Annotated in this window: 25 protein-coding genes and 1 pseudogene; 15 read left to right on the forward strand and 11 right to left on the reverse strand. The window is 60.7% G+C overall.

Annotated elements, in window-relative coordinates; translation table 11 throughout:
- Nucleotides 1-458: 458 nt before the first annotated feature.
- Both N1937_RS01550 and N1937_RS01555 read left to right on the forward strand, forming a co-directional pair.
- Nucleotides 459-1163 (forward strand): helix-turn-helix transcriptional regulator, encoded by a 705-nt coding sequence (locus tag N1937_RS01550; protein WP_017967000.1) that lies wholly within the window; start codon nucleotides 459-461, stop codon nucleotides 1161-1163.
- Between the two features lie 29 nt (nucleotides 1164-1192).
- The gene (locus tag N1937_RS01555; RefSeq protein WP_017967001.1) at nucleotides 1193-1630 is read left to right on the forward strand and encodes a response regulator; all 438 of its coding nucleotides are present in this window, start codon (nucleotides 1193-1195) and stop codon (nucleotides 1628-1630) included.
- Nucleotides 1631-1633: 3 nt separating this feature from the next.
- On the opposite strand, the gene N1937_RS01560 is transcribed toward N1937_RS01555, so the two are convergent.
- The 5 genes and pseudogenes from N1937_RS01560 to N1937_RS01580 all read right to left on the reverse strand — a co-directional run bounded on the left by N1937_RS01560 (nucleotide 1634) and on the right by N1937_RS01580 (nucleotide 7449).
- Nucleotides 1634-2350, reverse strand: coding sequence for a sensor histidine kinase (locus N1937_RS01560; RefSeq protein ID WP_260057283.1), 717 nt, complete (start codon nucleotides 2348-2350; stop codon nucleotides 1634-1636).
- 261 nt (nucleotides 2351-2611) lie between these two features.
- Nucleotides 2612-5158: a protein translocase subunit SecD gene (gene secD / locus N1937_RS01565; RefSeq protein WP_017967003.1), complete on the reverse strand. Its 2547-nt coding sequence runs from the start codon at nucleotides 5156-5158 to the stop codon at nucleotides 2612-2614.
- An 83-nt stretch (nucleotides 5159-5241) separates the two neighbouring features.
- Nucleotides 5242-5622 carry a hypothetical protein gene (locus N1937_RS01570; RefSeq protein WP_260057284.1) on the reverse strand — a complete coding sequence of 127 codons (381 nt, stop codon included), beginning with the start codon at nucleotides 5620-5622 and terminating at the stop codon, nucleotides 5242-5244.
- Nucleotides 5623-5675: 53 nt separating this feature from the next.
- Nucleotides 5676-5888 (reverse strand): annotated as a pseudogene (locus N1937_RS01575) (sodium:proton antiporter); the annotation flags it as partial.
- A 130-nt stretch (nucleotides 5889-6018) separates the two neighbouring features.
- Nucleotides 6019-7449, reverse strand: coding sequence for an ArnT family glycosyltransferase (locus tag N1937_RS01580; protein WP_260057285.1), 1431 nt, complete (start codon nucleotides 7447-7449; stop codon nucleotides 6019-6021).
- Nucleotides 7450-8176: 727 nt separating this feature from the next.
- Here N1937_RS01580 and N1937_RS01585 point away from each other — a divergent pair.
- The 13 genes from N1937_RS01585 (at nucleotide 8177) to visR (ending at nucleotide 20338) form a co-directional block, all read left to right on the forward strand.
- Nucleotides 8177-9811: a globin-coupled sensor protein gene (locus N1937_RS01585; protein WP_260057286.1), complete on the forward strand. Its 1635-nt coding sequence runs from the start codon at nucleotides 8177-8179 to the stop codon at nucleotides 9809-9811.
- A gap of 63 nt (nucleotides 9812-9874) precedes the next feature.
- Nucleotides 9875-10171, forward strand: coding sequence for an STAS domain-containing protein (locus N1937_RS01590; protein ID WP_017967009.1), 297 nt, complete (start codon nucleotides 9875-9877; stop codon nucleotides 10169-10171).
- Nucleotides 10168-10533: a chemotaxis response regulator CheY1 gene (cheY1, locus tag N1937_RS01595; protein ID WP_017958972.1), complete on the forward strand. Its 366-nt coding sequence runs from the start codon at nucleotides 10168-10170 to the stop codon at nucleotides 10531-10533. Before N1937_RS01590 ends, cheY1 begins: the two co-directional genes overlap by 4 nt.
- Before the next feature lie 17 nt (nucleotides 10534-10550).
- Nucleotides 10551-12827 (forward strand): chemotaxis protein CheA, encoded by a 2277-nt coding sequence (locus tag N1937_RS01600; protein WP_222280818.1) that lies wholly within the window; start codon nucleotides 10551-10553, stop codon nucleotides 12825-12827.
- A 4-nt stretch (nucleotides 12828-12831) separates the two neighbouring features.
- Nucleotides 12832-13299 (forward strand): chemotaxis protein CheW, encoded by a 468-nt coding sequence (locus N1937_RS01605; protein ID WP_017967011.1) that lies wholly within the window; start codon nucleotides 12832-12834, stop codon nucleotides 13297-13299.
- Nucleotides 13296-14204, forward strand: coding sequence for a protein-glutamate O-methyltransferase CheR (cheR, locus tag N1937_RS01610; RefSeq protein WP_260057287.1), 909 nt, complete (start codon nucleotides 13296-13298; stop codon nucleotides 14202-14204). The genes N1937_RS01605 and cheR overlap by 4 nt, the downstream gene beginning before the upstream one ends.
- Entirely contained in the window at nucleotides 14201-15241 is a 1041-nt protein-coding gene (gene cheB, locus N1937_RS01615; RefSeq protein WP_017967013.1) for a protein-glutamate O-methylesterase CheB, read from the forward strand. Before cheR ends, cheB begins: the two co-directional genes overlap by 4 nt.
- Nucleotides 15242-15631 carry a response regulator gene (locus tag N1937_RS01620; RefSeq protein ID WP_003556488.1) on the forward strand — a complete coding sequence of 130 codons (390 nt, stop codon included), beginning with the start codon at nucleotides 15242-15244 and terminating at the stop codon, nucleotides 15629-15631. It abuts the gene before it with no gap.
- Entirely contained in the window at nucleotides 15628-16182 is a 555-nt protein-coding gene (gene cheD, locus N1937_RS01625) for a chemoreceptor glutamine deamidase CheD (RefSeq protein ID WP_017967014.1), read from the forward strand. Before N1937_RS01620 ends, cheD begins: the two co-directional genes overlap by 4 nt.
- A 16-nt stretch (nucleotides 16183-16198) precedes the next feature.
- Entirely contained in the window at nucleotides 16199-16588 is a 390-nt protein-coding gene (cheT, locus tag N1937_RS01630; RefSeq protein WP_017958978.1) for a chemotaxis protein CheT, read from the forward strand.
- A 111-nt stretch (nucleotides 16589-16699) separates the two neighbouring features.
- A complete protein-coding gene (fliF, locus tag N1937_RS01635) occupies nucleotides 16700-18391 on the forward strand; it encodes a flagellar basal-body MS-ring/collar protein FliF (protein ID WP_260057288.1) in 1692 nt (563 codons plus the stop codon).
- A 445-nt stretch (nucleotides 18392-18836) separates the two neighbouring features.
- Nucleotides 18837-19583, forward strand: a complete 747-nt coding sequence (gene visN, locus N1937_RS01640; RefSeq protein ID WP_026154436.1) for a transcriptional regulator VisN — start codon at nucleotides 18837-18839, stop codon at nucleotides 19581-19583.
- Nucleotides 19584-19591: 8 nt separating this feature from the next.
- On the forward strand, nucleotides 19592-20338 hold the full coding sequence (gene visR / locus N1937_RS01645; protein ID WP_260057289.1) for a transcriptional regulator VisR: 747 nt from the start codon (nucleotides 19592-19594) through the stop codon (nucleotides 20336-20338).
- A 309-nt stretch (nucleotides 20339-20647) separates the two neighbouring features.
- Here visR and N1937_RS01650 read toward each other — a convergent pair whose 3' ends face one another.
- The 6 genes from N1937_RS01650 to motA form a co-directional block, all read right to left on the reverse strand.
- Nucleotides 20648-21091, reverse strand: a complete 444-nt coding sequence (locus N1937_RS01650) for a hypothetical protein (protein WP_260057290.1) — start codon at nucleotides 21089-21091, stop codon at nucleotides 20648-20650.
- A 5-nt stretch (nucleotides 21092-21096) separates the two neighbouring features.
- Entirely contained in the window at nucleotides 21097-22176 is a 1080-nt protein-coding gene (gene flhB / locus N1937_RS01655; protein ID WP_170262902.1) for a flagellar biosynthesis protein FlhB, read from the reverse strand.
- A gap of 333 nt (nucleotides 22177-22509) precedes the next feature.
- Nucleotides 22510-23550: a flagellar motor switch protein FliG gene (gene fliG / locus N1937_RS01660; RefSeq protein WP_003556501.1), complete on the reverse strand. Its 1041-nt coding sequence runs from the start codon at nucleotides 23548-23550 to the stop codon at nucleotides 22510-22512.
- Nucleotides 23551-23578: 28 nt separating this feature from the next.
- Entirely contained in the window at nucleotides 23579-24163 is a 585-nt protein-coding gene (gene fliN, locus N1937_RS01665) for a flagellar motor switch protein FliN (protein ID WP_017967020.1), read from the reverse strand.
- 65 nt (nucleotides 24164-24228) lie between these two features.
- Entirely contained in the window at nucleotides 24229-25179 is a 951-nt protein-coding gene (locus tag N1937_RS01670) for a FliM/FliN family flagellar motor switch protein (protein ID WP_017967021.1), read from the reverse strand.
- A complete protein-coding gene (gene motA, locus N1937_RS01675; protein WP_017967022.1) occupies nucleotides 25180-26052 on the reverse strand; it encodes a flagellar motor stator protein MotA in 873 nt (290 codons plus the stop codon).
- Nucleotides 26053-26284: the final 232 nt, after the last annotated feature.

Consider the following 26284-nt stretch of genomic DNA (forward strand, 5'->3'; position numbering starts at 1 on the left):
CTGTTCCCTCTCATTCGTCCAAGCCATATGACAAACCGCAATTGACAAGGTCGAGGACGCATCACAAGATGCAACCGGAGCGAAGAATATGGAACGCAAAAAAGCGCTGAGAGAACCAATCAACCCGCGTTCGCCGCCACGAACATCAGCCAACCCCTTAGCTGAATGGGTCTATCGGCTCTCTCGCGCTTACGTCTGGCACTGCCTTCTCGCATTCATGGATGTTGAATGCAGGAAGAATACGATACCCAGGTAAGAACTACTGCCCCTCAGTAAAATCTGCCCGTGCATCACCTCAAGTTGAGATAATTGATGATTTCCGCCTTGCATACCGAAAGTCCCCGTTTTCGATATCTCTCATCAACCTGTCTCGCAATTTTTGTAGCTCTTCGCCTTTAAGACGTATATCCCAAGATTTAGGGATCGGATGCATTGGCGGGAGGAGAGGAAGAGTGGGAATGAACAATGCCCCGGCAATTCCCTTTCATGCCGGACCGGAGTTGAGCCGGGCGATCAACCGCACCGATTTTTTCCGCCTGCTGAAGTCGGCGGCGCAGCATTACAACTTCGACAATTTCGCGCTTGCCCGCATTTCCGAGGCTTCGGCCCCTTTCGGTGAACGCGATATCGTCATCACCAATGTCGCTGAGCGGCGTGTCGGCCTTTTCATCACGACGTTGAAGGAAGCGCTGGGAACGGTCCGGGCAAAGACCGCCCATTTCCTGGCAACGCCGGTCCATGGCAGGAGCGCACAGCCGGAAGTTTATCCGTCCGATCTTGTTTTCAACGAATTCCTCGCTGGCGTCTTTCTCTTCATCCCGCTGTTTACGCCGGAAGGGCGGCGATACTGCCTCGTGCTCAGCGGCGAGCGTCAGGAGCCGGATCAGAGTGAGATCGCCGACATGCTTCTCGACGCTATGCGCATTTTCGACAAGCTGTACGAGGAAATCCTGGCGCCGGAAATGTCCGGACGGCTGACGCAGCGCGAATCGGAAATCGTCAAATGGACCAGCGAAGGCAAGACGTCGGCGGAAATCGCAATTATTCTCGGTCTCTCCGAACACACGGTCAATTCGCACATCACTGCGGCCGCGCGCAAACTTGACGCCGTCAACCGCGTTCATATGGTGGCGATCGCCTTGAGGAATGGTTTGGTTTCGTGAAATTGGTTTCGGATTGGGGAAATGAGACGATGATCACCGAAACGGGCCGGAGGAACACTGTCAAAGTTCTCTTTGTCGATGACGAATTCATCGAATTCCGCGCGCTCAAGAAGAAGATAGCCGATCTCTCCGAGCCGGCCGTCGAGGTTGAATATTCGCAATCGATCGGTGACGCGCTGGAAAAGATCCGCCTGGCGCGCTTCGATCTCATCCTGCTCGACAACCGCCTGCTGCCCAATGCCGATTTCCGCGAAACGGTGCCGGAACTGCGCGGCATCGGTTACACCGGCCCGATCGGCGTCGTCTCCACCGATATATCGGGTGGCTATTTCCAGGAATTCCCGGATTACGGCGTCGATTTCCGCATCGGCAAGGACGAAATCGATGTCCAGGCGTTGCAGCACATCATCCGCGAATATGTGACCTATGACGTCCCGGATTTCTGGAAGGACGATTACAGTATCTAACCATCAGGCAATCGGAAGGCGGATGATGAAACAGCTGCCGCTCGCATCCGAATGTTCGAGGCTGATATCGCCCCCAAGCGCCGTTAGAAACTCCCGCGCCGTCGTCAATCCGAGACCGGCGCCCTGAACCGCTCCCGCCTTCGGCAATTTCCAGAACGGCTCGAATATTCGCTGCCGATAAGCCGGATCGATGCCCGTCCCATTGTCGGAAATCCGGAAAAACCAGTCCGTCCCCGTGCGCTCCGCGGCGATGGCGACATGCGGCGGCGCTTCCCCGCGATAGGTGAGGGCATTGGTCAAAAGATGCCGCAGCACCAGACCGAAGAGGGCAGGGTCGGTACGGATGGAGGGCAGGCCGTCGCTTTCAAGCGTCGCCTCGCGGACCGCCGTCTCGTCGGCCAGCTCGCCCCAGACATTTTCGGCCAGCGCTTGCAGATCGACCTCTTCAGGCGTCACCTGAGGTGTGCCGCCGGCAAGGCTCATCAACGCTTTGGTGAGCCGCTGCGCCGTCTGCGCCTTTTCCAGGATCATCCGGAGGCTCTGAAGCTGTTCGCCGTCGAGCGTCTCCTCGAGATCGTCGAGCAGCAGCTCGGCATACATGGCGATATGGCGGAGCGGCGATTGCAGGTCGTGCGAAGCGGTCGCGAGAAAACGCTTGATGCGCTCCTCGCTGTCACTGGCACTGTTGGTTTCCGGCGGTCTTGTCGGGTTGGATGACATCTGGCGGTTTCCCGATCTCAATTGCAGCGCCGCGCGTCCTTTCAGACGCGCAAAGGGCGCTGTAACACTTTGAATTAAAACATAATGCAGCAGCCGACAATAGAAAGAGGGCGCCGGCTCTGCAACCGGCGCCCCCTTCAGGGATGCGTTAAAGACGGAATAGAGCGCCGCGCGTCTTTTCAGACACGCAAAGGACGCTCTATCACTTTGAATTGCGCATGATCCTTTCCGAAAATCGATTCCGATTTTCGGGGTTATGCGCTAGCTCGCGGACTTGCGCGGGCGACCCTGTTCAGGGGGGATGATCTCCACTGCCGTATCGGTTGCCGCTGCCTTGGCATGGCGGCGGCGCCAGTCGCCGAGGAAGAGCAGGATGGGTGCCGCGATGAAGATCGACGAGGCGCCGGCCACGAGAATGCCGAAGACCATCGGGATTGCGAAGCTCGAGACGGCACTACCGCCCCAGATCGCCATCGGCACCAGCGCGAGGAAGGCCGTCGCATTGGTGTAAAGGCTTCGCGCCAGCGTCTCGTTGATCGACTTGTCGATGATCTCGCGCAACGGCATCGACTTGTAGAGCCGCATGTTTTCGCGCATGCGGTCGTAGACGACGACCTTGTCGTTCACCGAATAACCGACAAGCGTCAGGATGGCGGCGATCGCCGTCAGGTTGAAGTCGAGGCCGGTGATCGCGAAGAAGCCGATCGCCTTGGTGACATCGAGCACCAGCGTGACGATGGCACCCACGGCAAATGGCCATTCGAACCGCACCCAGATGTAGATGAGCATCGCCAAGCTTGCGATCACCACCGACAGGATACCGGCCCAGGCAAGCTCGCCGCTGACCTTCGGACCGATGACGTCGGTACCTTCGACGGTGGCGGTCGGATCGATCTTGGCGACCTCGGCCTTCAGCTTGGTCACCGCTGCCGTCTGCGCCTCTTCGCCGCCTTCCTGCCGCTGGGCACGAACGAGAATGCTGTTCTTGTCGCCGAAGGACTGCAGCGAGATTTCGCCGAGACCAAGCGTGTTCAAGCCTTCACGGAACGTCCCGAGATCGGCCGGGCCGGTGGTCTTGACGGCCATCTGGATGCCGCCGCGGAAATCGACGCCGTAGTTGAGGCCCGGATGAATGAAAAGCACGACGGAGGCGATCGAAAGCAGCGCTGAAACGGTGAGGCCGAAGAAGCGCGCCTTCATGAACTGGATGTGCTTGTCATAGGGGCTGAACGGGATCAACGGCCGGATGTTCAGCACCTTGATCTTGCTGCGGCGGGTGATCTCGATCATCGCGACACGCACGAAGGCGACCGATGTGAACATCGAGATGATCAGGCCGAGCGCCATGGTCACGGCAAAGCCGCGAACCGGTCCGGAGCCGAAAAAGAACAGGATGGCCGCAGCGATCAGGGCCGTCATGTTGCCGTCGATAATGGTCGAATAGGCGCGGCGGAAGCCGGTGTCTATCGCGGCGAAGGCGCTCTTGCCCTTGCGCGTTTCTTCGCGGATGCGCTCGTTGATGAGAACGTTGGCGTCGACAGCAAGGCCGATGCCGAGAACGACACCGGCAATGCCAGGCAGCGTTAGCGTCGCACCGACCAGCGTTAGCGCCGAGAAGGTCAGGATCGTGTGGATCAACAGCGCGATATTCGCCAGGAAGCCCCAGGTGCCATAGAGAACGAAGATGAAGGCTGCGACGAGCACAAAGCCGACGATGCCGGAATAAATGCCCATCTTGATGGCATCGGCTCCGAGGTCGGCGCCGACGGTGCGCTCTTCGATGACCGTCAGCTTGGCGGGCAGGGCGCCGGCGCGCAACATGGCGGCCAGCGTCGTGGCGCTATCGGCCGAGAAACTGCCGGAGATCTGGCCGGAACCGCCGGTGATCGGCTCGCGGATAACAGGCGCGCTCAGCACCTTGTCGTCGAGGACGATGGCGAAGGGATTGCCGACGTTCTGGCGGGTGATCTCGGCAAAGCGGCTGGCGCCGGCGCTGTCGAAGCGGAAGCTGACGATCGGCTCATGCGTGTTCGGGTCGAAGCTGACGCGGGCATCCGAAAGGCGGTCGCCGGAGATTTCGACGCGGTCGAGGACCGGATAGGACCTGCCTTCATCGTCCTTCAGCATGGTCACGCCGGGTCCGGGCGCATTGTTCGGCGACAGCATGTGGAACGACATCTTGGCGGTGGAGCCGAGCAGTTCGCGCAGGCGTGACGGATCCTGCGCGCCCGGAAGCTGGACGAGCACGCGATTGGCGCCGATGCGCTGGATGGTGGGCTCGGAGACGCCGACCTGGTCGACGCGCTGGCGGATGACTTCAAGGCTTTGCTGGACGGCGTTGTCGACATTGGCGGAGATGCCGGCCGGCGAGAAGCCGACCGTGATGGTGGCGCCGTTCGCAGTGACGGCCAGATCCGACTGGCCGGCGCTGAGGCCGGTGCTGATCGGGTTGGCAAGCGTCTTGAGCTCGGTGACGGCAGCATCGCTCTGCGCGGCATCGGCAAGCGTCACGACGATCTGGTTCTGGCTGCGGACCACGGCTTTCGGCTGGATGCCCTTTTCGCGCAGCACGCGCCGGGCGTCCTGAAGCAGCGACTGCAGCCGCTCCTTGGTCAAGTCGGCTTCGTCGACTTCCAGAACGAGGTGCGAACCACCGCGAAGGTCGAGGCCGAGTGACACCTGCTGATGCGGCAGCCAGGCCGGCACGCGCTGGAGGACGGATTGCGGCAGGGCGTTCGGCAGGGCGATCAATAGGCCGAGTAGGATGATCACCGTATAGGTGACCACCAGCCATCGTGAAGTACGCATGTTGTATTCCTTGATATCGAGGGCCGGCGCTCGGGCGCTGGCGGCATGTCGTCAATGGTCGGAAGCGCCGATCGGCGCGAGCGTCAGGTAGCGACCGGCGGTGCGCGCGGCTGATGGGTCCTGGAGACTGCGGCATGAAGCGAAGCTTCAAATGCCGCAAAGGGCGCGGCCATGGTCCAGCCGGAAAAATCGACAACCGGGGTGGCGGCAAGGGCAAGCGGTCCGGCGTCATGCGCCGCCTGCTTCGGTGCAAGCTTGCGTTCAGTCGCAAGCAGCCCGCGCACGGTATCGCTCGCAGTCAGCTGCGGCGGCTGCAAATCCCGATCGGAAGAGGAAAGCGTATTGACGGCGGCGGCCGGCGAGATCACCAGATTGCCGCCGAAAAGCAGGCCGAGATAGGCAAGGACAGCGACGAGAAGGGAAGCGGCGATACGGCTCGTCAGACGGCGCTGGTCCAGCTCCATCCTCTCCGTCCCGGCGATGTCACTCCCGTATCGGCTCAAAGCGCGCCAATCTCTCATTCTCTTCCCGGCGGAGGGTCATCCGTCGGCATAATTGTATCAGGCCCATGCCCGTCTTCATAGGGCACACTCTCATGATGCACTTGGGCGAGCCGGTCAACCATGCCCAGCGCGATTTCACGCTCACCCATGATGACGGTATCGGCGCCATAGTGCGTCAGCTCGTCGACGTCGGCGGCGGAATGGGCGCGGGCGACGAGGAGGCTTGAGATCATGGGTCAAGGCGCAAGGGAAACAATTCTCACTCCTGCTCTGTGCCGCGCGGCGCGTGCATAATTCAAAGGGTTACAGTGCCCGCTGCGCCTCTCGAAAAGACGTGCGGCTCTGTCATCGGGCAGGCTAAACCGGCTCAGGCGCCAGGCAGGCGGCAGAGACCTTGTAGGCAGAAAGCGTCTTACCCTTGTAGTTGCCTTCCGTCGGCTGCCAGTTCTTCAGCACCTCGGGCGTCTCGCTGGCGCAGGTGAAGGGTCCGTCCGTCAGGAAAAGCACCTTGCCGGTGGTGTCGGCCGGCAGAGCGAATTCCTGCTCGTAATAGCTCTCCGGAAGGCCCGCGGGCGCCCGCGCATAGATCCGGTAGGATTGATCGCGCAGCGTATAGAAAAGATCGGCGGCCATGTCGCGATTGTCGGTGACGATGATGTCGGTGCCGGCCTGAGCTGCGAGAGCGGCCGCCTCACGGCTGACTTCGGCACGGCCGAGATAGCGCTTCATCAGCGCGTCGCCGTTCGGCAGCAGCAACTGATGCGGAAAGATCGTCGCCAGCGGAAAGAGCAGGCTGGCGATGCCGTTGATGGCCAGCGACAGCCTGAGCCCCTTGGGCCACATCCGGTAAAGCAGCCAGACGGCAAGGATGGTCCCTGCGACATAGGCAGTCACGGCCCAGTTGGCATAGGCCTTGGCGACCGTTGCCTGCAGCGTGATCAGCACCACCACCGGTATCGACAGCCAGACCAGTATCTTCTCGCGATCGTCGCTCCTGCCCTTGATCATGCGATAGACCGCCCAGAGCATCGCAAAGAAGATGATCGGCCCAACGACGCCGAATTGGGCGGAGAAAAATTCAAGCCCGCGACGCAAGTTGATGCCCAGTTCGCTCCAATGGGCGATGTCCTGCGTATGCCGCACCGTAGTATTGTCGTGCTGCAGGTTCCACCAGAGGTTCGGCAAGGCGACGACCGCCGCGACCGCGACCGCGATGATGAAATCCCGGATGGCGATGCGCGCCGCCGGAATGAGGAGGAGGGCAAGCGCGCCGCCCGGAACGACGAACAGCACGGCATATTTGGTCAGGAAGGCGAGGCCGACGCTAAGGCCCATGACGAGCGCCAGCCCGACCGAGCGTCGCTGCGTTAAGCCGAAATAGGCAAGCAAAGCGATCGCGATGAAAAACAGCAGGATCACGTCGGTCGAGAAGAACACCGAAGAAAGCGCCACGCCCGGAAGCGTGATGTAGGTGGCGCCCGTCCAGCCTTCGATCTCCGGCCCGACGAAACGTTTTGCCGTCTTCATCAGCACCAGTGCGGCCGCCATGTGGATCAGCGGTCCGAGCAGCCTGATCCAATAGATGGCGTTGGAGCCGGAAAGCTCGGTCATCGCCCGGATCACCCAGGCAATCATCGGCGGCTTGGAATAGTAGCCGAGATCGAGATTCTGCGACCAGAACCAGTACTGCGCCTCGTCGACGAAAAGGTCCGTCGCATCGAAATTGAGCGTGACCACGCGCCAGAGCGTGAAGCCAAGAACGATGAGGAGACCAGATCTGGGGGACATGAACCGATAGTTCCGCTGACATGAAAGGCGCGAGTGCGATACACCAAAGGTGCCGGACTGCCAACGGGGAAGGGCGGAGATCAGTTTAAAGCATGGCGCGCAAAACTGTGCAACTGCGGTAACGACATGCGTAAAAGTAAAAATCCAATGCGCGAAGAGCGTATCTGAAAGATCGCGACGCGCTTCAGAACACCCGAAGTGCGCGGAGATCGCGACTTGCAGCGAGAAAATCGAGACGGGCGACGGCGGCAAGCAGCGTCATTGCAATCAAGCAGGAACCCAATCCGAGAACAATCATTGCTCAGTCCTTGTCGACGTCATGTCTTGGTTATCGACCGGCATATAACACGGAGCTTGCGTGTGCCTTGTAGCAGCCGTGCAACTCCGCAGCAGTATTTGCTGTGAACGGCGTTGAATTGCTTCAAAAGCCCGCACCGCGAAAGGCTTATTAACCTTCAGGCAAGGAATTAACCATAAACATTGGTTTACACGTCGGAATGGGAAGATGCACTCGTTCCCACCAGGCATGACGCCGTCCCGCCGTACCGGTTGATCCGGTATCCATCTCTTCAGACAGCTCCGAAACATAGCTGATCAGGGGGCTCGATCCGCCGGTTGTAACCGGTGGTGAGGACCGTCTCCACGCTTCGCGTTCAACGGATGCTGCGCAAGTTTTTGGCCGGGCCTTCGCCCGGAAAGTGGTTGGGGACAGGCGTTGAGGCAGGACATGCCATCAGATCAGGCTCGTGGCGCGCAGGCAGGCAGCTTGCGCGACCGCCTGCGCTTTGCCGGTCTCGATGCCGATCAGTGCGAGTTGGTGCGCCGTAACCGGCCAGCCCTCGAAGCGCATCTGAAGGCAGGCCTCAGGGACCTCTTCCACAGGTTCCAGTCATTCCCCGACGCCTCGCGCAATTTCGAGAGCGATCGCCAGGTCGAGCGGCTGCACGATCTGCAGTCATCGCATTGGGACGTGCTGACGGATGCACGGTTCGACAGCCTCTATGCCGAGCGCGTCAAGGTTCTCTCCGATACCGAAAGCAAGATGGGTCTTGACCCGCGCTGGCACGTGGCCGGCCATGGCGTCATGCTGGAGCATGTCGTTTCCGGCCTCGCCGAGCAGATTGCCGGCCGTCCACTGCTGCCGTCGGCCAAACGCCGCACCCGTGAGATCTCCGATCTGATGACAGCGATCATCCGTATCGTCATGGTCGATGTGGAAATTGCCGTCTCGCTTCGCTTCAATGCGCTGCGTGCCGGGGAGCAGCGCGCGCTCGCCGATCAGCGCGCCGACAACGAAGCCGAGATCGCCCGGATATTCGGCGACGTCATCGAAGGCCTGTCCGCACGCGACCTGACGCGACGCGCGCCTGTCGACGGCGATGGCGCCTATGGCGGGATCGCCGCCGCGCTGAACGGCGCGTTGGACGGCCTCCAGGCCGAGTTCACCGCCATTACCGAGCGCACGGTCAAGGCCGAAGCGGCGACGGGCGCGCTTGCCGGTCTGTCACGGCAGTTTGCCGGCACGGCTTCCGGCCAGGCCGAGCGGCTGCAGCTTTCCGCCGCGGCCCTTGCCGGCATCGCCGGTAGCGTCCGCGATGGCGCCGCCGACAGCCGCGCTGCCCAACAAGCGGCCGCCACGACGCGCGCTGTCGTCGAGGAAAGCGGCGAGGTCGTCGGCCGCGCGATCAGCGCCATGGCCGATATCGAGCAGTCGGCCGAAAAGATCGGCCAGATCATCGGTGCGATCGACGAGATCGCCTTCCAGACCAATCTCCTGGCGCTGAATGCCGGCATCGAAGCTGCTCGCGCCGGCGATTCCGGCCGCGGTTTTGCCGTCGTCGCCCAGGAAGTCCGCGCCCTTGCCCAGCGCTCGGCCGAAGCCGCCCGCGAGATCAAGACGCTGGTGACGACGACCAAGGCGCAGGTCGATGCCGGCGTGCAGATGGTCGGCCGCACACAGGATTCGATCGGCAGCATCGTACGTCAGGTCACCGACATCAACGCCGCCATATCAGGCATCGCCACCCGAACCGGCGAACATGCCGAAAGCCTCGACAGCGTAACAGCCGACATCAAGGGCCTGGGTGGCGAGGTGGCCGATAGTGCCGGCCTTGCGGAGCGCTCGGCTGAAGGCGCCGACCACCTCCACGCCGTCATTCTCGAACTCGGCCAGACGATTCGCGAATTCCGCATCGCCCGGGAAAACGCCGCTGTCGGGCGCCCTGCGCCGGTTCGCGTCACGCCGCCGCGCGCCATCGAGGTCGCCGCTCGTCCGGCACTGGCCGAGGACGGATACGAAAATGACGATTTTGGCCTTCCGCAGCCCTTCGCAAGCGTCGGACGTGGGCGGAATGTTTACTAACCTATCGGATGATCGCCTCAGCTCGTCTTCTCGGGCCGGGGATAAGGGGACAAGGAAAAGCTGATGGCAGCAAAGAAGAGTGGCAAGACGCTGGATTTGACAGCGGTGCTCGACCTCAACGAGGCTTCCGCCTTGCGCGACAAACTCCTCTCTCTCAGGGGTAGCGGTCTTTCGATAGACGCTTCCGGCGTTGAACGGATCGGTGCTCTTTGCGCCCAGGTTCTGATGTCCGCCGAGAAGACCTGGGAGCAGGACAAGCAGCCGTTCACCTTCACCAAGGTGTCCGACGCATTTCAGAAAACCATGCAGTTGGTGGGCGTCAATATTGACCACCTGCTTGCCAAGGAGATTCGGCAATGAAGAAAAAAGTGCTGACCGTGGATGATTCCCGCACCATCCGAAACATGCTTCTCGTGACGCTGAACAATGCCGGCTTCGAGACCATCCAGGCGGAAGACGGCATCGAGGGCCTCGAGATCCTCGAAGAGTCCAACCCTGACGTCATCGTGACCGACATCAACATGCCGCGCCTCGACGGTTTCGGCTTCATCGAAGGTGTCCGCCGCAACGAGAAATATCGGGCGATCCCGATCCTGGTTCTGACCACCGAAAGCGACGCGGAAAAGAAGAACCGCGCCCGCCAGGCCGGTGCCACGGGCTGGATCGTCAAGCCTTTCGACCCGGCCAAGCTGATCGATGCCATTGAGCGTGTAACCGCTTAAACCCAGGATTTGCTCCTATGGATATGAACGAAATCAAAGAGATCTTTTTCCAGGAGTGCGAGGAACAGCTCGCCGAGTTGGAATCCGGTCTTCTGAAAATGAATGATGGCGATCGCGATCCGGAAACCGTCAATGCGGTGTTCCGTGCCGTGCATTCGATCAAGGGTGGCGCCGGCGCCTTCGGCCTTGACGATCTGGTAGCCTTCGCCCATGTCTTCGAGACCACTCTCGATTGCGTTCGATCCAACAAGCTTGAGCCGAACCAGGATGTCCTGAAGGTGATGCTGAAGTCGGCCGACGTGCTCGCCGACCTGACGAACGTTGCGCGCGACGGCGGCAGCGTCGATGAAAGCCGCAGCCGCGGCCTCGTCAGGGAGCTCGAGGCATTGGCCAACGGTGAAATGCCGTCTCCCTCGGCGTCAGCCGAGGCGCCTGCGCCGAGGGCCGCCGCAAAGGCCGCTCCGGCGCCGACCCCCAAGCCGACGGACGACAGCGGCTTCCAGCCAGTCCCCTTTTCCTTCGACGATTTTGGCGGCGAGGACGATGCGGGCAGCATGCCGGCCTATGAAGTCATCTTCAAGCCGCGCTACGAACTCTATTCAAAGGGCAATGACGCCACCCTGCTGCTGCGTGATCTCTCGCGCCTCGGTGAAATGACGATCTATTGCAATGCGGGTGACCTGCCGGGCCTCGAGGAACTCGATCCGGAAGGCGCTTATTTCTTCTGGAACGTCACGATCAAGACGGACAAGGGCGAGGACGCCATTCGCACCGTCTTCGAATTCGCCGAATGGGATTGCGAACTGACGGTGAAGCCGGTCGCAGAAGCAAGGGCCGACGCGACCAGCAACGACGAACTGCCGATGGTGCCGGTTCCCTTCGATCTGTCGATCCTGGATGAAACGGGCGCAATGGAAGAGGCTTCCGCCTCAGACGCGCGCGCCGAAGAGACGGCTGCAGCAGTTGCCGCCGCTGAGACTGCCTCCAACGTCACGCAGATGGTCGCCGCCCGCGTCGAGAAGAAGGAATCGGCAGCCGCCGCAGCGGCCGCTGCAAGTGCTGCCGCCCAGAACAATGCCGCCGGTGCCGGCCAGACGATCCGCGTCGATCTCGACCGTGTCGACCGCCTGATCAACCTCGTCGGCGAATTGGTCATCAACCAGGCGATGCTGTCGCAGAGCGTCATCGAGAACGACACGACCGGCACCTCCTCGATCAATATGGGCCTCGAGGAGCTGCAGCAGCTCACCCGCGAGATCCAGGACTCGGTCATGGCGATCCGCGCGCAGCCGGTAAAGCCGGTCTTCCAGCGCATGTCGCGCATCGTCCGCGAAATCGCCGACATGACCGGCAAGTCGATCCGCCTGATCACCGAAGGTGAAAACACCGAAGTCGACAAGACGGTCATCGACAAGCTGGCCGAGCCGCTGACTCACATGATCCGCAACGCCGTCGACCACGGCATCGAAACGCCCGAAAAGCGTGCAGCCGCCGGCAAGAACACCGAGGGCACGGTCCGCCTCACCGCCAAGCATCGTTCTGGACGCATCCTGATCGAGCTTGCCGACGACGGCGCCGGCATCAACCGCGAGAAGGTCCGCCAGAAGGCGATCGACAACGACCTCATCCCGGCCGATTCCAACCTGTCCGACGAGGAAATCGACAACCTGATCTTCCTGCCGGGCTTCTCGACGGCCGACAAGATCTCCGACATTTCCGGCCGCGGCGTCGGCATGGACGTCGTCAAGCGCTCGATCCAGGCGCTTGGCGGCCGCATCAACATCACCTCGAAACCGGGCCACGGCTCGGTCTTCACCATGAGCCTGCCGCTGACGCTCGCCGTCCTCGACGGCATGGTGGTCACCGTCGCCGGCCAGACGCTGGTCGTGCCGCTGACGGCAATCGTCGAAACCCTGCAGCCGGAAGCTGCCGCGATCCACTCCTTCGGTGCGAACCACCGGCTGATCTCGATCCGCAACAGCTTTTGCCCGCTGGTCGATGTCGGCCGCATCCTGAACTTCCGCGCCACCCAGGCCAATCCGGTCGAGGGCGTGGCGCTTCTGGTGGAATCCGAAGGCGGCGGCCAGCGGGCTCTGATGGTCGATGCCATTCAGGGTCAGCGCCAGGTGGTCATCAAGAGCCTGGAAGCGAACTACACCCATGTGCCGGGCATTGCCGCCGCCACCATTCTCGGTGACGGCCGCGTCGCTCTCATCCTCGATGTCGACGCGGTTGTCGGCGCCTCGCGCGGCCAGTCGCTCAAAGCGGAAATGTCGCTAGCAGCGGTGGGATAAGCGAATGTCGTACACGGTAAAAAATCTGAACGAGGGGGATCGCGAGCTGATCGCGTTCCGCATCGGGGATCAGGAATTTTGCGTGAACATCATGTCGGTTCGCGAAATCCGGGGCTGGACCCCGGCGACCGCGATGCCGCATTCGCCTGGCTATATGCTGGGTGTCATCAACCTGCGCGGCGCGGTGCTGCCGATCATCGATCTTGCGGCCCGGCTCGGCATGAAGCCGGCTGATCCGACCGCCCGTCATGTCATCATCGTCGCCCAGGTCTGGCGTAAGGTCGTCGGCCTGCTGGTCGACGCCGTTTCCGATATCCTGACGGTGACCGACGAAACCATCCAGCCGACGCCCGAAATCTCCTCCGAACTCGAGCGTCAATTTGCCCGCGGCATTCTCGCGATCGAGAAGCGCATGATCTGCCTGATCGAACTCGAATCCCTCTTTCCAGAGACCGAAAGCGAAGCCGCATGAGTGTAATGGGCGCAAAAGATCAGAGACAGGGATCCGACGAGGTCCTGGCGAGCGGAGAATATCCGCTGACGCGCCGCGACCTCACTGAGATCGCCGCAATGATCTATTCGGATGCCGGCATCTTCCTCAACGAGACGAAGGCGTCGCTCGTCTATTCGCGCCTGTCGAAGCATATCCGCAATCTCGGTCTGTCCGGCTTCCGGGAATATTGCGACCTCGTCGCTTCGCCGGCCGGCGCCGCACCGCGCCGCGAGATGCTTTCGCACCTGACCACCAATTTTACCCGCTTCTTCCGCGAGAACCACCATTTCGACCACCTGCGCGACCATGTCCTGCCGGAACTTCTGCAGCGCGCGAGATCGGGCGGCAGAGTGCGCATCTGGTCGGCCGCCTCCTCCGACGGGCAGGAGCCCTATTCGATCGCGCTGACGGTGCTGTCGCTGATGCCGAATGTCGCGGACTACGACTTCAAGATCCTGGCAACCGACATCGACCCGAAGATCCTCGCGATTGCCCGGGCCGGCGCCTATGACGAGAGCGCGCTCGAAACCGTTTCGCCGGCCATGCGCAAGCAATGGTTCAGCGAAGTCGAGGTTCAGGGCCGCAGGAAGTTTCAGGTCGACGAGCGCGTAAAGCGGCTGATCACCTACAACGAGCTGAACCTGATGGCGCAATGGCCGTTCAAGGGAAAGTTCGACGTCATCTTCTGCCGCAACGTCGTCATCTATTTCGACGAGCCGACGCAGATGAAGATCTGGCAGCGTTTCGCCGGCCTGCTGCCGGAAGGCGGCCACCTCTATATCGGCCATTCGGAGCGTGTTTCGGGTGAGGCAAAACACGTCTTCGACAACATCGGCATCACGACCTATCGCTATACGGCCAAAGGTCACGGGAGGAAGGCATGAGCGCTCCGGCAAGGGTTCTCGTTGTTGACGACTCCCCGACAATGCGGGGCCTGATCACCGCTGTGCTGAGTTCAGACCCTGAGGTCAACGTCATCGGCCAGGCCGGCGACGCGTTGGAGGCGCGCGAGGCAATCAAGCGGCTGAACCCCGACGTCTTGACGCTCGACATCGAGATGCCGAACATGAACGGTCTCGATTTTCTCGAAAAGATCATGACGCTGCGTCCGATGCCGGTGATCATGGTATCCACAATGACCCATCGCGGCGCCGAGGCGACGCTTGCGGCGCTGGAGATCGGGGCGTTCGACTGCGTCGGCAAGCCGGCTCCGGGGGAAACCAGGCCCTTCGGCGACCTCGCCGAGAAGGTCAAGGCCGCCGCGCGCACGCAACGCCAGTATTCCCAGCCTGTTGCCGCTGTGCCACCGCCCTCGGTCGCCGATTTCCGCGTCGGCCGCAAGATCGTCGCGATCGGCTCGTCGACCGGCGGCGTCGAGGCGCTGATTGCCGTGCTGCAGAAATTCCCGGCGAACTGCCCGCCGACCGTCATCACCCAGCATATGCCGCCGACCTTCACCAAGAGCTTCGCCGAACGGCTGAACCGCCTCTGTGCGCCGGTGGTGCAGGAAGCGACCGATGGTGCCCGTCTCGAAATCGGCAAGATCTATCTGGCACCCGGCGGAGAGCGTCATCTGCAGGTCAGCGGTGCCTCGGCGCCGTGCTGCCGTCTCATCGACCGTGCGCCGGTCAACGGTCACCGTCCCTCGGTGGACGTACTTTTCGATTCGGTCGCGGAACTGGCGGGCCGCAACGCCGTCGGCGTGATCTTGACCGGCATGGGCCGCGATGGCGCCGCCGGATTGTTGAAAATGCGCCACGCCGGCGCCAGAACGCTCGGCCAGAACGAAAAAACCTGTGTCGTTTACGGAATGCCAAGGGTTGCTCACGAACTTGGCGCCGTTGAGCAGCAGCTTCCGCTGTCTGCCATCGGTGAAGAAATATTGAAAATGACAGCCGCCCGAAAGGAAGGGACCGAATAAATGTCGATCGCGGAGAAAATCAAAGTTCTGATCGTCGATGATCAGGTAACGAGCCGGTTGCTGCTCAGCGATGCGCTGACCCAGCTCGGTTTCAAGCAGATCACGTCGGCCGGCGACGGCGAGCAGGGCATGAAGATCATGGCCGAGCAGCCGCACCACCTGGTGATCTCGGACTTCAACATGCCGAAGATGGATGGCATCGGCTTCCTTCAGGCCGTGCGCACCAACCCGAACACCAAGAAGGCGGCCTTCATCATTCTCACCGCCCAGGGCGACCGCGCACTGGTGCAGAAGGCGGCCCAGCTCGGCGCCAACAACGTGCTCGCCAAGCCGTTCACGATCGAGAAGATGAAAGCGGCCATCGAAGCCGTGTTTGGAGCCCTGAAATGATCACTGAGGGGGCAGCCCGCCGCGTGCACATCATTCAGGGCGAGTACAAGGTCCTGAACGATCCGAATGCGGTCCTCTCGACCATTCTCGGTTCGTGCGTGGCTGCGTGCCTCAGAGATCCTGTCGCCGGTGTCGGCGGCATGAACCACTTTTTGCTGCCCGGTTCGGCGACGTCGCCGACAACAGGTGGCGATGCCACGCGGTACGGCGTGCATCTGATGGAACTGCTGATCAACGGTCTCCTGAAGCAGGGCGCCCGGCGTGATCGACTGGAGGCAAAGATCTTCGGCGGCGCGAAGACGATCTCGACATTCTCCAATGTCGGTGAGCAGAACGCGGCCTTCGCCGTGCAGTTCCTGAGGGATGAAGGCATTCCGGTGGTCGGCTCCTCCACAGGCGGAGAGCATGGACGCAAGCTTGAATATTGGCCGGTCTCCGGTCGTGCCCGGCAATACCCCCTGACCGGTGCCGAAACGCAGAGAACCGTCGCTCTCGAGCAGCGCCCCGCCGCTCCGCAGAAGCCCGTCGAAACCAGTATCGAATTTTTTTGATGGCGAGGATTTTCATATGACATTTACCCAGATGATGGAGCCGCCTGCGCCTGTCGAAGCGCTGAGCGACATCCTGATGCGCATCGTGTCCGAACTGCACGATGTCGCCTATCTCATCGAGCGTATCGAGCCGCAGCTTCTCGACCTCGGCGGCGCCGAAATCCTAAACTCGCCGGATGCCATGAAGGTCATGCAGGGCATCGATCTGGCCGTGCAGAAATCGCGCGGCCTTGCCGAATTCATCGACACCATCACCGGCGAAATCCCGCACGGCTGGGCAGTCGACGTCGCGACCGCGCTCAGCCTCGTCAAGCTGGCCGAGATGCAGAAGGCATTGGGCGGCGCTACGCGCCACGGCCACTCCCAGCCATTGAGCAAGGCCGCCGGCGACTTCGATTTCTTCTAGGGCCTTTTCGGCCCGCACCCGCTTCACGAAACGCTCGCACAAGTTTCGCCGACTATTCGTCAGATGAGGCAATAAGCCTGCTTTGTCTTTGACGGATTGTGCGAGAACAGAATGAATCTGTTAAATCAATTAGTTCAGATCTTTAAGAACTTCGGTTCCCTTGGCCGAACACGCCTGATGATTCTCGGAGGCGTCGGTGCCGTCTCCATCGCAATCGTCCTTGCGGCCGCCCTTTTCGTCAACAAGCCGGCACAGGAAACGCTCTACGTCGGTCTGGACTCGCCGGATCTCAACCAGATCAGCATGGCGCTTGCCGAAGCCAACGTCGATTTCCAGGTCGGCACGGACGGCTCCAGCATCAGCGTCCCCGCGGGGATGACGGGCAAGGCCCGGCTGATGCTCGCCGAGCGCGGCCTGCCGAACAGCGCCAACGCCGGTTACGAACTCTTCGACAATGTCGGCTCCCTCGGCCTGACCTCCTTCATGCAGGAGGTGACGCGGGTTCGCGCTCTGGAAGGCGAAATCGCCCGCACCATCCAGTCGATCTCGGGTATAACGGCCGCACGCGTCCATATCGTCATGCCGGAGGTCGGGAACTTCCGGAAGGCGGAGCAGAAACCGACTGCCTCCGTCATGATTCGCGCCACCGCCACAACTGGACGCAGCGCAGCGACCTCGATTCGCCACCTCGTCGCCTCGGCCGTGCCGGGGCTTGACGTCGATGACGTGACCATTCTCGATTCCGCCGGCCAGCTGCTCGCTTCCGGCGACGAGGCGAGCAACAGCTCGCTGAATCGTTCGCTCAACATCGTCCAGAACGTTCAGCAGGAAGTCGAATCCAACATCGACAAGGCGCTGGCACCCTTCCTCGGCATGGACAACTTCCGCTCCAGCGTCACCGCCGATCTCAACACCGACGCCCAGCAGATCCAGGAAACGACCTACGATCCCGAATCCAAGGTCGAACGCTCGGTTCGCTCGACGAAGGAAGCCCAGCAGTCGCAGCAGAAGCAGTCCGATAGCGCGACGACGGTCGAGCAGAACATTCCGCAGGCGGCCCCTGCGGCGGGCGGTTCCGCCGGGCCCGAATCGCAGGACAAATCCGACAAGCGCGAAGAGCAGACCAACTACGAAATCAACAGCAGGACAACGGCGACGACCCGCAACAGCTATAAGGTCGAGAAGCTTTCGATCGCTGTCGTGGTCAACAAGGGCCGCATCGCCAAGATGGTCGGAGAACCCGCCGACCAGACCAAGGTCGACGCCTATCTTGCCGAAATGCAGAAGATCGTCGCCTCGGCGGCCGGCATCGACGCCAAGCGCGGCGACGTCGTCACCGTCACGGCCATGGACTTCCTCGAGAACCAGCTGCTCGAAGACGCCACCGGTGGTGTCCGCGTCATGGACATGCTGAGCCGCAACCTTGCCGGCATCATCAACTCGCTCGCCTTTGTCGTGGTCGCCTTCGTGGTCGTCTGGATGGGCCTGCGGCCTCTGGTGCGTAGCGTCAGCGGCAACGGCAGCTCTACGGCTTTCGGCGACGCCACGCCGGATGCGGCCGGCCTCGAACTTCCGGACTTCGCGCCGGCATCGGGAGCAGCCGGGGGCGCTCTCATGGACGGCTTCGGGTCCGATTTCGGCTTCGACAGTACCGAGGACCTGCTCAGCCTCGGCGACGACGACGGAAACTTCAATCGGCGCGTCAAGGAAGGCCCGGAACGCAAGCTTTCCCGGATGGTCGAGATCAACGAGGAACGCGCCGCGAAAATCCTCAGGAAATGGGCGATCGACGACGCAGCATAAAGGAAAGGCCGGGCAACCGGCCTTTTTTCGTCGGTACCGAAGCTTGATTCCCTAACCGCGCATTGCTGAAAAGCCCTGACGGGAGCTGCGAGAGACTAGGCACGACAATCAGGGCCTGGAATTCGAATAAGACGATAGACCCGACCCGCGAAATGCGCCTGTAGGGCGAAACGATGAGATCGACTCGCGTAAAACGCGAAGCAAGTTGCGGTTCCGCCAGAATCACCTTAGCCTCCCTCTATCTTGAAGGCTGGAATGAATGGTCGAATCAGTGCATTGGCGACTGCGAAAGTAAATCCCTAGAAGTCGGAGATGGTGATTTGCATCGACCGGCTTACCCTTGGGTGATTCGAAATGGGATTCGAGTGGGACTTGAGTTGAATCCCTTACAGAAAAATTGCTGTTGCACCGAGTTCGATCGTTTCTCAGCCGCAGGACATTGCCAATGGATATGAATGTAATTCAGGCGAGCAAAGGCGAGAGGCATATGGCGAATTTCGCGAGTGCAGTGGTGCCGGATCTGCTACCACGCGATGAGCTGCTCCAGCGCCTTCACGGTGTCGCTAGCACCGGTAGGTTGCAGTCTGGTTTGCGCGCACTGACGGATTACGTGGGTGCTTCGCACTACCTTCTGGCGCGCTGCGATCTCCTCCAGGAAAGTGGCCTCGATTTCATCGTCTCGTCGGACTGGCCCTTCGACCTGGTCAGGGACATCGCCAATGATCTGGTCCGCGGTTATGCCCGCTCGACCGAGTTGGAAAAATGCATGCAGGTTTTCCAGCCGAATTTTGCCCTCCTGCCTGACAGTGCCGAGATTCCGGACGGCGCTAGCCGCCAATATTGTTCGGTGACCTTCAATGTCGGCCGGTCGCGGCTGGCTCTGATGTTCCTGTTCGGCGAGGGGTTCATCCTTTCGCCGGAGCGCCTGCGGGATGTAGGCCTGCTTGCAGGTTATGTCGCGAGCTTCCTGCGCTGCGGTGGTACGAAGGTCGATCGCGATTTCGAATTGACCGACCGCGAGCTGGAATGCCTGTTCTGGATCGCCGAGGGCAAGACCAGCGACGAGATCGCGATGATCCTCGGAATCTCTCGCAATACCATCAACAACTACATCACCAGCGTGATGCGCAAGACGGCGACCAAGACCCGGTCCGAGGCCATTGCCTTCGCCGTCCGCAATAATCTCGTATAGGGGGATCTATGGCGTATCCAGCAGGCAGGACCATGAGCAGTGCTGAGCAGCTGCGCATGGTGCGTGTGAACAGGATTTCCAGTCGGTCCGATCTTTTTCCGCGGCTGATTGCGATGCAGAAGCTCACCGATGCGCAAGGGTTCGCAATCTTCCGCGTCAGCGGCTCGGGTCTTCCGGCAAAGCAGCGCCTTGTCTGCGAGCTCGAGAACTGGGGGCCTTCCAATGCCGGTTTCAACAAGGCCTTCACGGATGCTTACGGCGATATTCTTCTCGACCATATCGACAAGTCGCTGCTGCCGCTCTCATGGGCCGGCGCTTACGACCGCACGGCACCCGGACCGGCGGACTTCTCGCCGTTCATGACGCGGCTGCAGGACGGTATTCTGCCATTCTCCGGCCTTGCCTTTCCGGTGCGGCTTGGCGCCGTCGGCAATGGTTTCATCCTTTTCACCGGTGATGAACTCGATCCCTCGAGCGATACCATCGTCGAGCTGCACGGTCGCTGCTGCCACATCATGATGGATCTTCTCTCGCTGGACGAACGCCGCACGGCTGCCGCCGAGGCGCTCAGCGAACGCGAGATCGCCTGTCTGCAGCTTGCCGGCGACGGCCGCATCAGCGAAGAGATTGCCGACAAGCTTGGCCTGTCCGTGCACACCGTGAACGCCTATCTCGGCTCGGCGACCATCAAGCTCGATTCCGTCAATCGCATCCAGGCGATCGCCAAGGCGATCCGGCTCGGCTATATCAGCTGAACGCGTGCCATCGCTTACAGCGTCGCGCGTCCTTTCAGACCCGCGAGAGCATATCGCGCAAAAGTGTGCAGCGGCTTTGCGATAACGACAGGCGTAAAACAAAGAGATAGAGCAATTCCAGCAAAAGTGCGTAGCGGTTTTGCGTCCGGAATTGCGTGAAAACAAAGAGATAGAGCATTTCCGGGATTCGGAGAAAAACGGAAATGCTCTAAAGTGCGACAAGCGAATCTGAAAAATCGCGATGCGCTCTAGGACGCTGTAACGCTTTGAATTGCAAGGCGAATGAAAACTTGGTTGTCGTGAAAGAGGTTAGCCGGCCAGCGCCTGAGGCGGCTGGTTGACGCTGTAACGCGCTTCCCGAAGGCTCTTTTTGAGGAAGATGGTGTTCTGGTCGGGATCGACCGAGGGATCCTGGAAAGCGATATGATTGATCTCGATGCCGGCGTGATCTTCGGCAAGGGTGAGCTGCGCGTAGACGGTGACGCCGCGCGGCTTGATTTCCAGGTCGAGAACGACTTCGGGCTTGCCGCCCCACTCCAGCGTATAATTGCCGCCCAGGCCGAAATTCACGGTGCCCGGATGAAAAAAAAGCTCCGCCGCCGAAGCGACGAGATCGGAAAGATTGCCGTAATACTCGAAGCGCAGCAGTGAAATAAGGTCAGAAGCATCCAGAAGGCGGAGTTCAGTGGCGACCGGGCTGATGGCGGCTGCGAGGATCTTTTCACGCTGGGTAGAGTGGGGACATTTTTTCATTCGGCTTATCTGACCCGTTTGTTCTTGGCGTCCGCAGCGTAGACCCGGTGGATCAGCTCCGCGACCGCCTTATAGAAGACTGACGGGATGACACTATCGATCGAGACTTGCGCAAACATGGAGCGCGCAAGCGGCGGATCCTCGAACACCGGTATGCCGTTCTGCTCGGCAATCTCCCTGATTTTGAGCGCGATCAGGTCCTGACCCTTGGCCAGCACCACCGGCGCATCGTTCTCTTCACGCGCGTAACGCAGCGCCACCGCATAGTGCGTCGGGTTTGCAATCACCAGCGTCGCCCGGTGCACGTTGGCGATCATGCGCCGGCGCGCGCGGTCGCGCATCAGCGAGCGCTGCCGGCTCTTGACGAAGGGGTCGCCCTGCGCCTGCTTGTTTTCTTCCTTTATTTCGTGCCGCGTCATCTTCAACTCGGTGAACCAGTGATGGCGCGTCCAGAAAAGATCGGCGATGGCCACGATCGCGGTGGCGATCAGCATGACGATGATGATCTTGCGCATCGCTGCCATTATTCGCACGAGAATCGTCTGCGGATCGGAGAACATCGCGTCGATCGAGCCGAAATATTCGCTCCTGAGCACGAAGAACAGGATCACCCCGACGACGACGACCTTGAACAGCGATTTTCCGAATTCGACCAGGCCGGGCACGCTGAACAGCCGTGACCAGCCTTTGATCGGCGAGATACGCGAGGCCTGCGGGCGGATGCGTTCAAGCACCAGTGTCGGCAGATTCTGGAAGACGGAGGAGGCGATGCCGAACACCATAAACAGGATGAAGGCGGGCGCCACCAGCGCCGCACTTGCCCAGCCGAGCCGGCCGAACAGCGCCAGCACATCCGGTCCCGTCTCGATCTTCCATTGGTCGGGCTGTTCGAAGATATCGCGCAACGTTTCACTCATGCGCCCGACGCTGTCGGGAAGGAAGAATACGAGGTAAATGAAGGTAGCGAGGATCGTCGCAAAGATCGAAAGTTCGCGCGAAGACGGCACGTTGCCTTTTTCCGCGGCATCGCTTTGCTTTTTCGCGGTTGGGGCTTCTGTTTTGCTGTCCTTGTCATCGTCTGCCAAGTCGCGGCCCTCCGTCAAAAAAATAGGCCGCAGCTAATGCATGTCGCCCAAAAACGTGCAGCGGTTTGGGATGACGACATGCATCAAAACAAAGACCTAAAGCGCGTCGCACGAACCGAGTTCTATGCGAACGCGCTTTAGCGCGCATCCTGTTGCGGGAAGGGTAGTCGCCTGTGGCACGGCGATCAACAGCGGCCTTTCGGCATGCCGGATTTGTCAACAGTCTCGAAGAGCCAAAGCATGTCGCGCAATGGTGTGCAGCGGTGCGACAACGACATGCGTAAACCAGAGACCTAAGGCGCGAGGAGCGAATCCGAAAGATCGCGACGCGCTTTAGGCGGCTGCCGAAGCGTCGCCTTCCTTTTCCTTGAGCTCGATCTGGCCGGAATTGGCCAGGCGAATCGCTTCCTGTGCCACGGCGCGGCGGGCAATCGCGATCTCGCGCGGATTGACGCCGCCCATGCCGCTCTGCAGATCCGATTCGATCATGCGGCGCTGGCGTGGGCTGATGGCGGAGAGAACCGACTCGCGGATCTCGGGCGGCGACCCGCGCAGCGCGACGGTGAGCACATCCGTCGAGATGTCGTTGAGCAGCATGACGCGGCTGCGCTGCGGCATGTACATGAGGTCCTCGAACAGGAAAATCTTCGGGCGAACCTTGTTGACCGACTCGCGGCTGATCGATTCGAGCGAGGTGAGCAGCGTGTCGACCTGCGGCTTGTCGAGTTCGTTCATCAGATCGGCGACCTTCGTCGAGCCGGCTGCATTACGCTCTGCCTCGACCTCGGCAAGCAGCGTCATGACCTGGTTTTCGATGATCTGCGCAGCCTTCGGGCTGACCGCCTTCATGTTGACCGTTCTGTTCATGATGTCGGCGCGGCGATTGTCGGGAAGCTGCAGCAGCACCTTGGCGCCGAAGGAGGAGGGCATCATCGAAAGAATATAGGCGACGGTCTGCGGATGTTCGCGCAGCAGGAACTGCGCGACGAATGTCGGCTCCGCCTCACTGAGGCGATCCCAGATTGAGGTTTCGTAGGCCTGGAATGCGGTGCGGCGGCCGAGCAGGCTGTCGACCTCGTCAGGCGTCAGGCCTTCTTCCAGAATGGCCTCGATCGCCTTGGCGTTATCCATCAATCCTGCGCCCTCGGTGAAGAGGTCTTCGAACTCGGAGACGAGCAACAGCAGCTCGTCCGGCGGAATGGCGCGCAGCGACTGGGCGGAAGAGATAATGGTCTGCAGTTCAGCCTGGGTGAAATATTTCAACAGCCGGCCGGCGACTCCTTTTCCCATAGCGAGAAGAACAGCCGCTGCCTTTTCAGCCTGGGTCAACGGTTTCCCGGCTAGCGCGCCGCCGAAATCGTCAAAGTCCATCATGGTCTAACCTCTCCGTCCCACACAGGGATCAGGCTTTTTTCGTACTCAAAACTTCTATCAGTTTCACACCGAATCGTGTGTCGTCGTTATCAAGCACCGTAATCTCGCCGCGGGCAATCCTGCGGCCATTCACCATGATCTCGACCGGTTCGCCGATCTTCTTGTCGAGGGCGATCGTCGCCCCTTCATTGAGGTTCATCAGGCCGGAGACCTGCATCCGGCTGGTGCCGAGCATGATCTGGACGTCGATCGGGATGTCCATGATCAGGTCGAAGTTGGAGTTCAAAGCGCTGCCGAGCGGGGCCGGCGACGCCTCGAAGGAGGAGCTGCTGCCGAAATCCATGCCGGCAGCCGGGCTGGCATCGCCGCCGAAGTCGCCGCCGAAATCGTCGCTGCCAAAGGGGGTTTCCGAAGTCTCGCCGCCAAAGGCCGCCAGGTCCGTTCCTGCTGCGAAGGGGTCGCTCTGCAGGTCGTCGCCAAACTGCGACAGGTCGCCATCGGCATCCTGCTTCAGCACGCCGCGCAGATCGTCGATCGCCTGGTCGAGATCTGCTTCGCTGCCCGGAAGATCCAGGGAGAGGTCGCTGTTCTGCTGTGTTTTCTTCGTCGCCATGAAATCACTATTCCAGTTGAAACTTGCCTCAAACTGCCTTTGCAGCCCAAAAGCCAGAGAACCGATTAATTCATTAAATGACGGATGAGTTCATCATCCGAGTTCATCGTATCCTTGACGCGGACCATGTAATTTTCGCCTGAACGCCCGAACTCGCACACATACAATTCCTTGGTGTTGGCGCTGACCTCGACGCGCACATCGCCGTGATCGCGGAACGGAATGACGTCGCCGACCATCAGCTTCGATATTGTCCGCAGCGTTAAGTCCTGTAGCCTGATCTTGGCCTCGAGCGTGACATGGGAGCGGCGGACCTGATCGCCGAGCTGTTCGGTCCATTCCGCTGAGTTGCTGCTGGCCTGGCGTTTCGGCTTCGGCGGTGTCACCTTGGTCTTGAGCAGTGCCGTCTGCGGAACGATCAACGAAAATTCCGAAACGATGCCGGCAAGCGTGATCGACATGTTGATGGCAGCCGCGAATTCGTCCGGACGATCCTCCGGCGGCCGGGCGCGCATGTCATGGGCGTGCGGGGCCGAAAGGCTCGGTTCGAAACCGCCCGGCGCGTTGACGGCCGAGCGCAGCACCTTGGCAATCTTGTCGAAGACCATGACCGCCAGATCGAGCTCGATGATCGAAAGCAGCCGTTCGGCCGGTTCCTCGATCGTATCGGCTGTGGCCCCGAGCAGATGCTCCATCAGCGTGATGACGAAGCCGTTTCCGCAGGCAAGCGTAATGTTCTGCGACCAGTTGCGCAGCGTCGCGTCGACGAGTGTGACGTTCGCGCTCAGGTCTTCGATGAGGTGGTTCTTGTAGCCGATCTCGCAGCCGAGATAGTTGACCGTCACGTCGAGGCCGGTCTCGCTTTTGATGACGTCGGGAAAGAATTCGCTGTAGATTTCCCCGAAGGAACTGCAGATCTTGGCGACCCTGCCTCTGTCGCCAAGCCCGCCTGTCAGCTTGGCAAGGAGGGCAGGATCCATTGCCGGTTTGTCGTGCGAAGCATTGCTCATAGTCATTTAAGCCGCCTTGTTTTCGCCACCTGGGTTCATCATTTCCTGCTCGACCGCATCGATGGACGGACGCTCGTAAGCCGAGATCGTCTTGCGGCCGTATTCGAGCGCGACCTGCGGCACCGAGCCGTTCATATAGGCAAGCAGCGTCTGCTTGACGATGACGTAGAGACGGTGCTGCTTGTTGCGCACGACCTTGATCTGGGAGACCAGCGGCGAGCAGACGCAGTAGGACAAGAGAATGCCGAGGAAGGTGCCGACGAGCGCCGAGCCGATCAGGTGGCCGAGCACCTCAGGCGAATCGTTGATGTGCGCCATCGCCTTAATGACGCCGAGAACGGCCGCAACGATGCCGATCGCCGGGAAGGAATCGCTCATGATCTGGATCGAGTGGTAGGGCTTCATCTTGTCGTGCATGATGGTGTTGAGCTCTTCGTCCATCAGCGCCTCGATCTCGTGGCTGCGGGCGTTGCCGATGATGATCAGGCGGACGTAGTCGCAGATGAACGCCGTCAGCTCCTTGTTCTTCAGAACCGTCGGAGCCGACTGAAAAATCGTCGATTCGGCCGGATTGTCGATATGGGCTTCGATCTCGTTTCGCGACTTGGTGCGCAGGTCGCGCATCAGCGAATAGAGCACGCCGAGCGTATCGAGATAGTTGCGTTCCTTCGGCACGGCGTGCCTGAAGGCTTCGCTGAGCGCCTTGCCGGAATCCTTCACCACCTTCATCGGGTTCGCCATGATGAAGCTGCCGAGGCCGGCGCCACCGATGATGAGGAATTCGAAGGGCTGGAGCAGCGCATCCACTTCGCCGCCCATCGCCATGAAGCTGCCGACGATACAGCCGCAAGTCACTATAAATCCGATAATGATATTCATCGTCAGCCCAATCTGAACGTTGCTTTTCTTTGAGACGGATAGGGTTTCTGCCTTGCGTGAGGCTGATGAAAGGCCCGGTCGCCAAGCATTTCCGCGTGCCAGCTTCGCGCAAGCATCTGCCGTCAGTCTAAAGGAGACGAATGGGTGCCCGCACCCGTTTCTGAGATGCTGCCTCAGCGAAATCCCGGCCGAACCAGATGTGACGACGCCCGGCTTTTCGTCCCGTTCATCG

Origin of the sequence: Rhizobium sp. WSM4643 (assembly GCF_025152745.1) — a bacterium.
In the GTDB taxonomy this organism is placed as follows: domain Bacteria; phylum Pseudomonadota; class Alphaproteobacteria; order Rhizobiales; family Rhizobiaceae; genus Rhizobium; species Rhizobium leguminosarum_I.

Coding starts and splice junctions, on each gene's coding strand:
- N1937_RS01555 (WP_017967001.1), top strand. CDS start 1,193: ATGATCACCGAAACGGGCCGGAGGAACACTGTCAAAGTTCTCTTTGTC.
- N1937_RS01650 (WP_260057290.1), bottom strand. CDS start 21,091: ATGAAAAAATGTCCCCACTCTACCCAGCGTGAAAAGATCCTCGCAGCC.
- fliG (WP_003556501.1), bottom strand. CDS start 23,550: ATGATGGACTTTGACGATTTCGGCGGCGCGCTAGCCGGGAAACCGTTG.
- visR (WP_260057289.1), top strand. CDS start 19,592: ATGGCGTATCCAGCAGGCAGGACCATGAGCAGTGCTGAGCAGCTGCGC.
- cheD (WP_017967014.1), top strand. CDS start 15,628: ATGATCACTGAGGGGGCAGCCCGCCGCGTGCACATCATTCAGGGCGAG.
- fliF (WP_260057288.1), top strand. CDS start 16,700: ATGAATCTGTTAAATCAATTAGTTCAGATCTTTAAGAACTTCGGTTCC.
- N1937_RS01670 (WP_017967021.1), bottom strand. CDS start 25,179: ATGACTATGAGCAATGCTTCGCACGACAAACCGGCAATGGATCCTGCC.
- N1937_RS01585 (WP_260057286.1), top strand. CDS start 8,177: ATGCCATCAGATCAGGCTCGTGGCGCGCAGGCAGGCAGCTTGCGCGAC.
- secD (WP_017967003.1), bottom strand. CDS start 5,158: ATGCGTACTTCACGATGGCTGGTGGTCACCTATACGGTGATCATCCTA.
- N1937_RS01600 (WP_222280818.1), top strand. CDS start 10,551: ATGGATATGAACGAAATCAAAGAGATCTTTTTCCAGGAGTGCGAGGAA.
- visN (WP_026154436.1), top strand. CDS start 18,837: ATGGATATGAATGTAATTCAGGCGAGCAAAGGCGAGAGGCATATGGCG.
- N1937_RS01560 (WP_260057283.1), bottom strand. CDS start 2,350: ATGTCATCCAACCCGACAAGACCGCCGGAAACCAACAGTGCCAGTGAC.
- cheY1 (WP_017958972.1), top strand. CDS start 10,168: ATGAAGAAAAAAGTGCTGACCGTGGATGATTCCCGCACCATCCGAAAC.
- N1937_RS01580 (WP_260057285.1), bottom strand. CDS start 7,449: ATGTCCCCCAGATCTGGTCTCCTCATCGTTCTTGGCTTCACGCTCTGG.
- N1937_RS01590 (WP_017967009.1), top strand. CDS start 9,875: ATGGCAGCAAAGAAGAGTGGCAAGACGCTGGATTTGACAGCGGTGCTC.
- cheT (WP_017958978.1), top strand. CDS start 16,199: ATGACATTTACCCAGATGATGGAGCCGCCTGCGCCTGTCGAAGCGCTG.
- fliN (WP_017967020.1), bottom strand. CDS start 24,163: ATGGCGACGAAGAAAACACAGCAGAACAGCGACCTCTCCCTGGATCTT.
- cheB (WP_017967013.1), top strand. CDS start 14,201: ATGAGCGCTCCGGCAAGGGTTCTCGTTGTTGACGACTCCCCGACAATG.
- cheR (WP_260057287.1), top strand. CDS start 13,296: ATGAGTGTAATGGGCGCAAAAGATCAGAGACAGGGATCCGACGAGGTC.
- N1937_RS01620 (WP_003556488.1), top strand. CDS start 15,242: ATGTCGATCGCGGAGAAAATCAAAGTTCTGATCGTCGATGATCAGGTA.
- N1937_RS01605 (WP_017967011.1), top strand. CDS start 12,832: ATGTCGTACACGGTAAAAAATCTGAACGAGGGGGATCGCGAGCTGATC.
- N1937_RS01570 (WP_260057284.1), bottom strand. CDS start 5,622: ATGGAGCTGGACCAGCGCCGTCTGACGAGCCGTATCGCCGCTTCCCTT.
- N1937_RS01550 (WP_017967000.1), top strand. CDS start 459: ATGAACAATGCCCCGGCAATTCCCTTTCATGCCGGACCGGAGTTGAGC.
- motA (WP_017967022.1), bottom strand. CDS start 26,052: ATGAATATCATTATCGGATTTATAGTGACTTGCGGCTGTATCGTCGGC.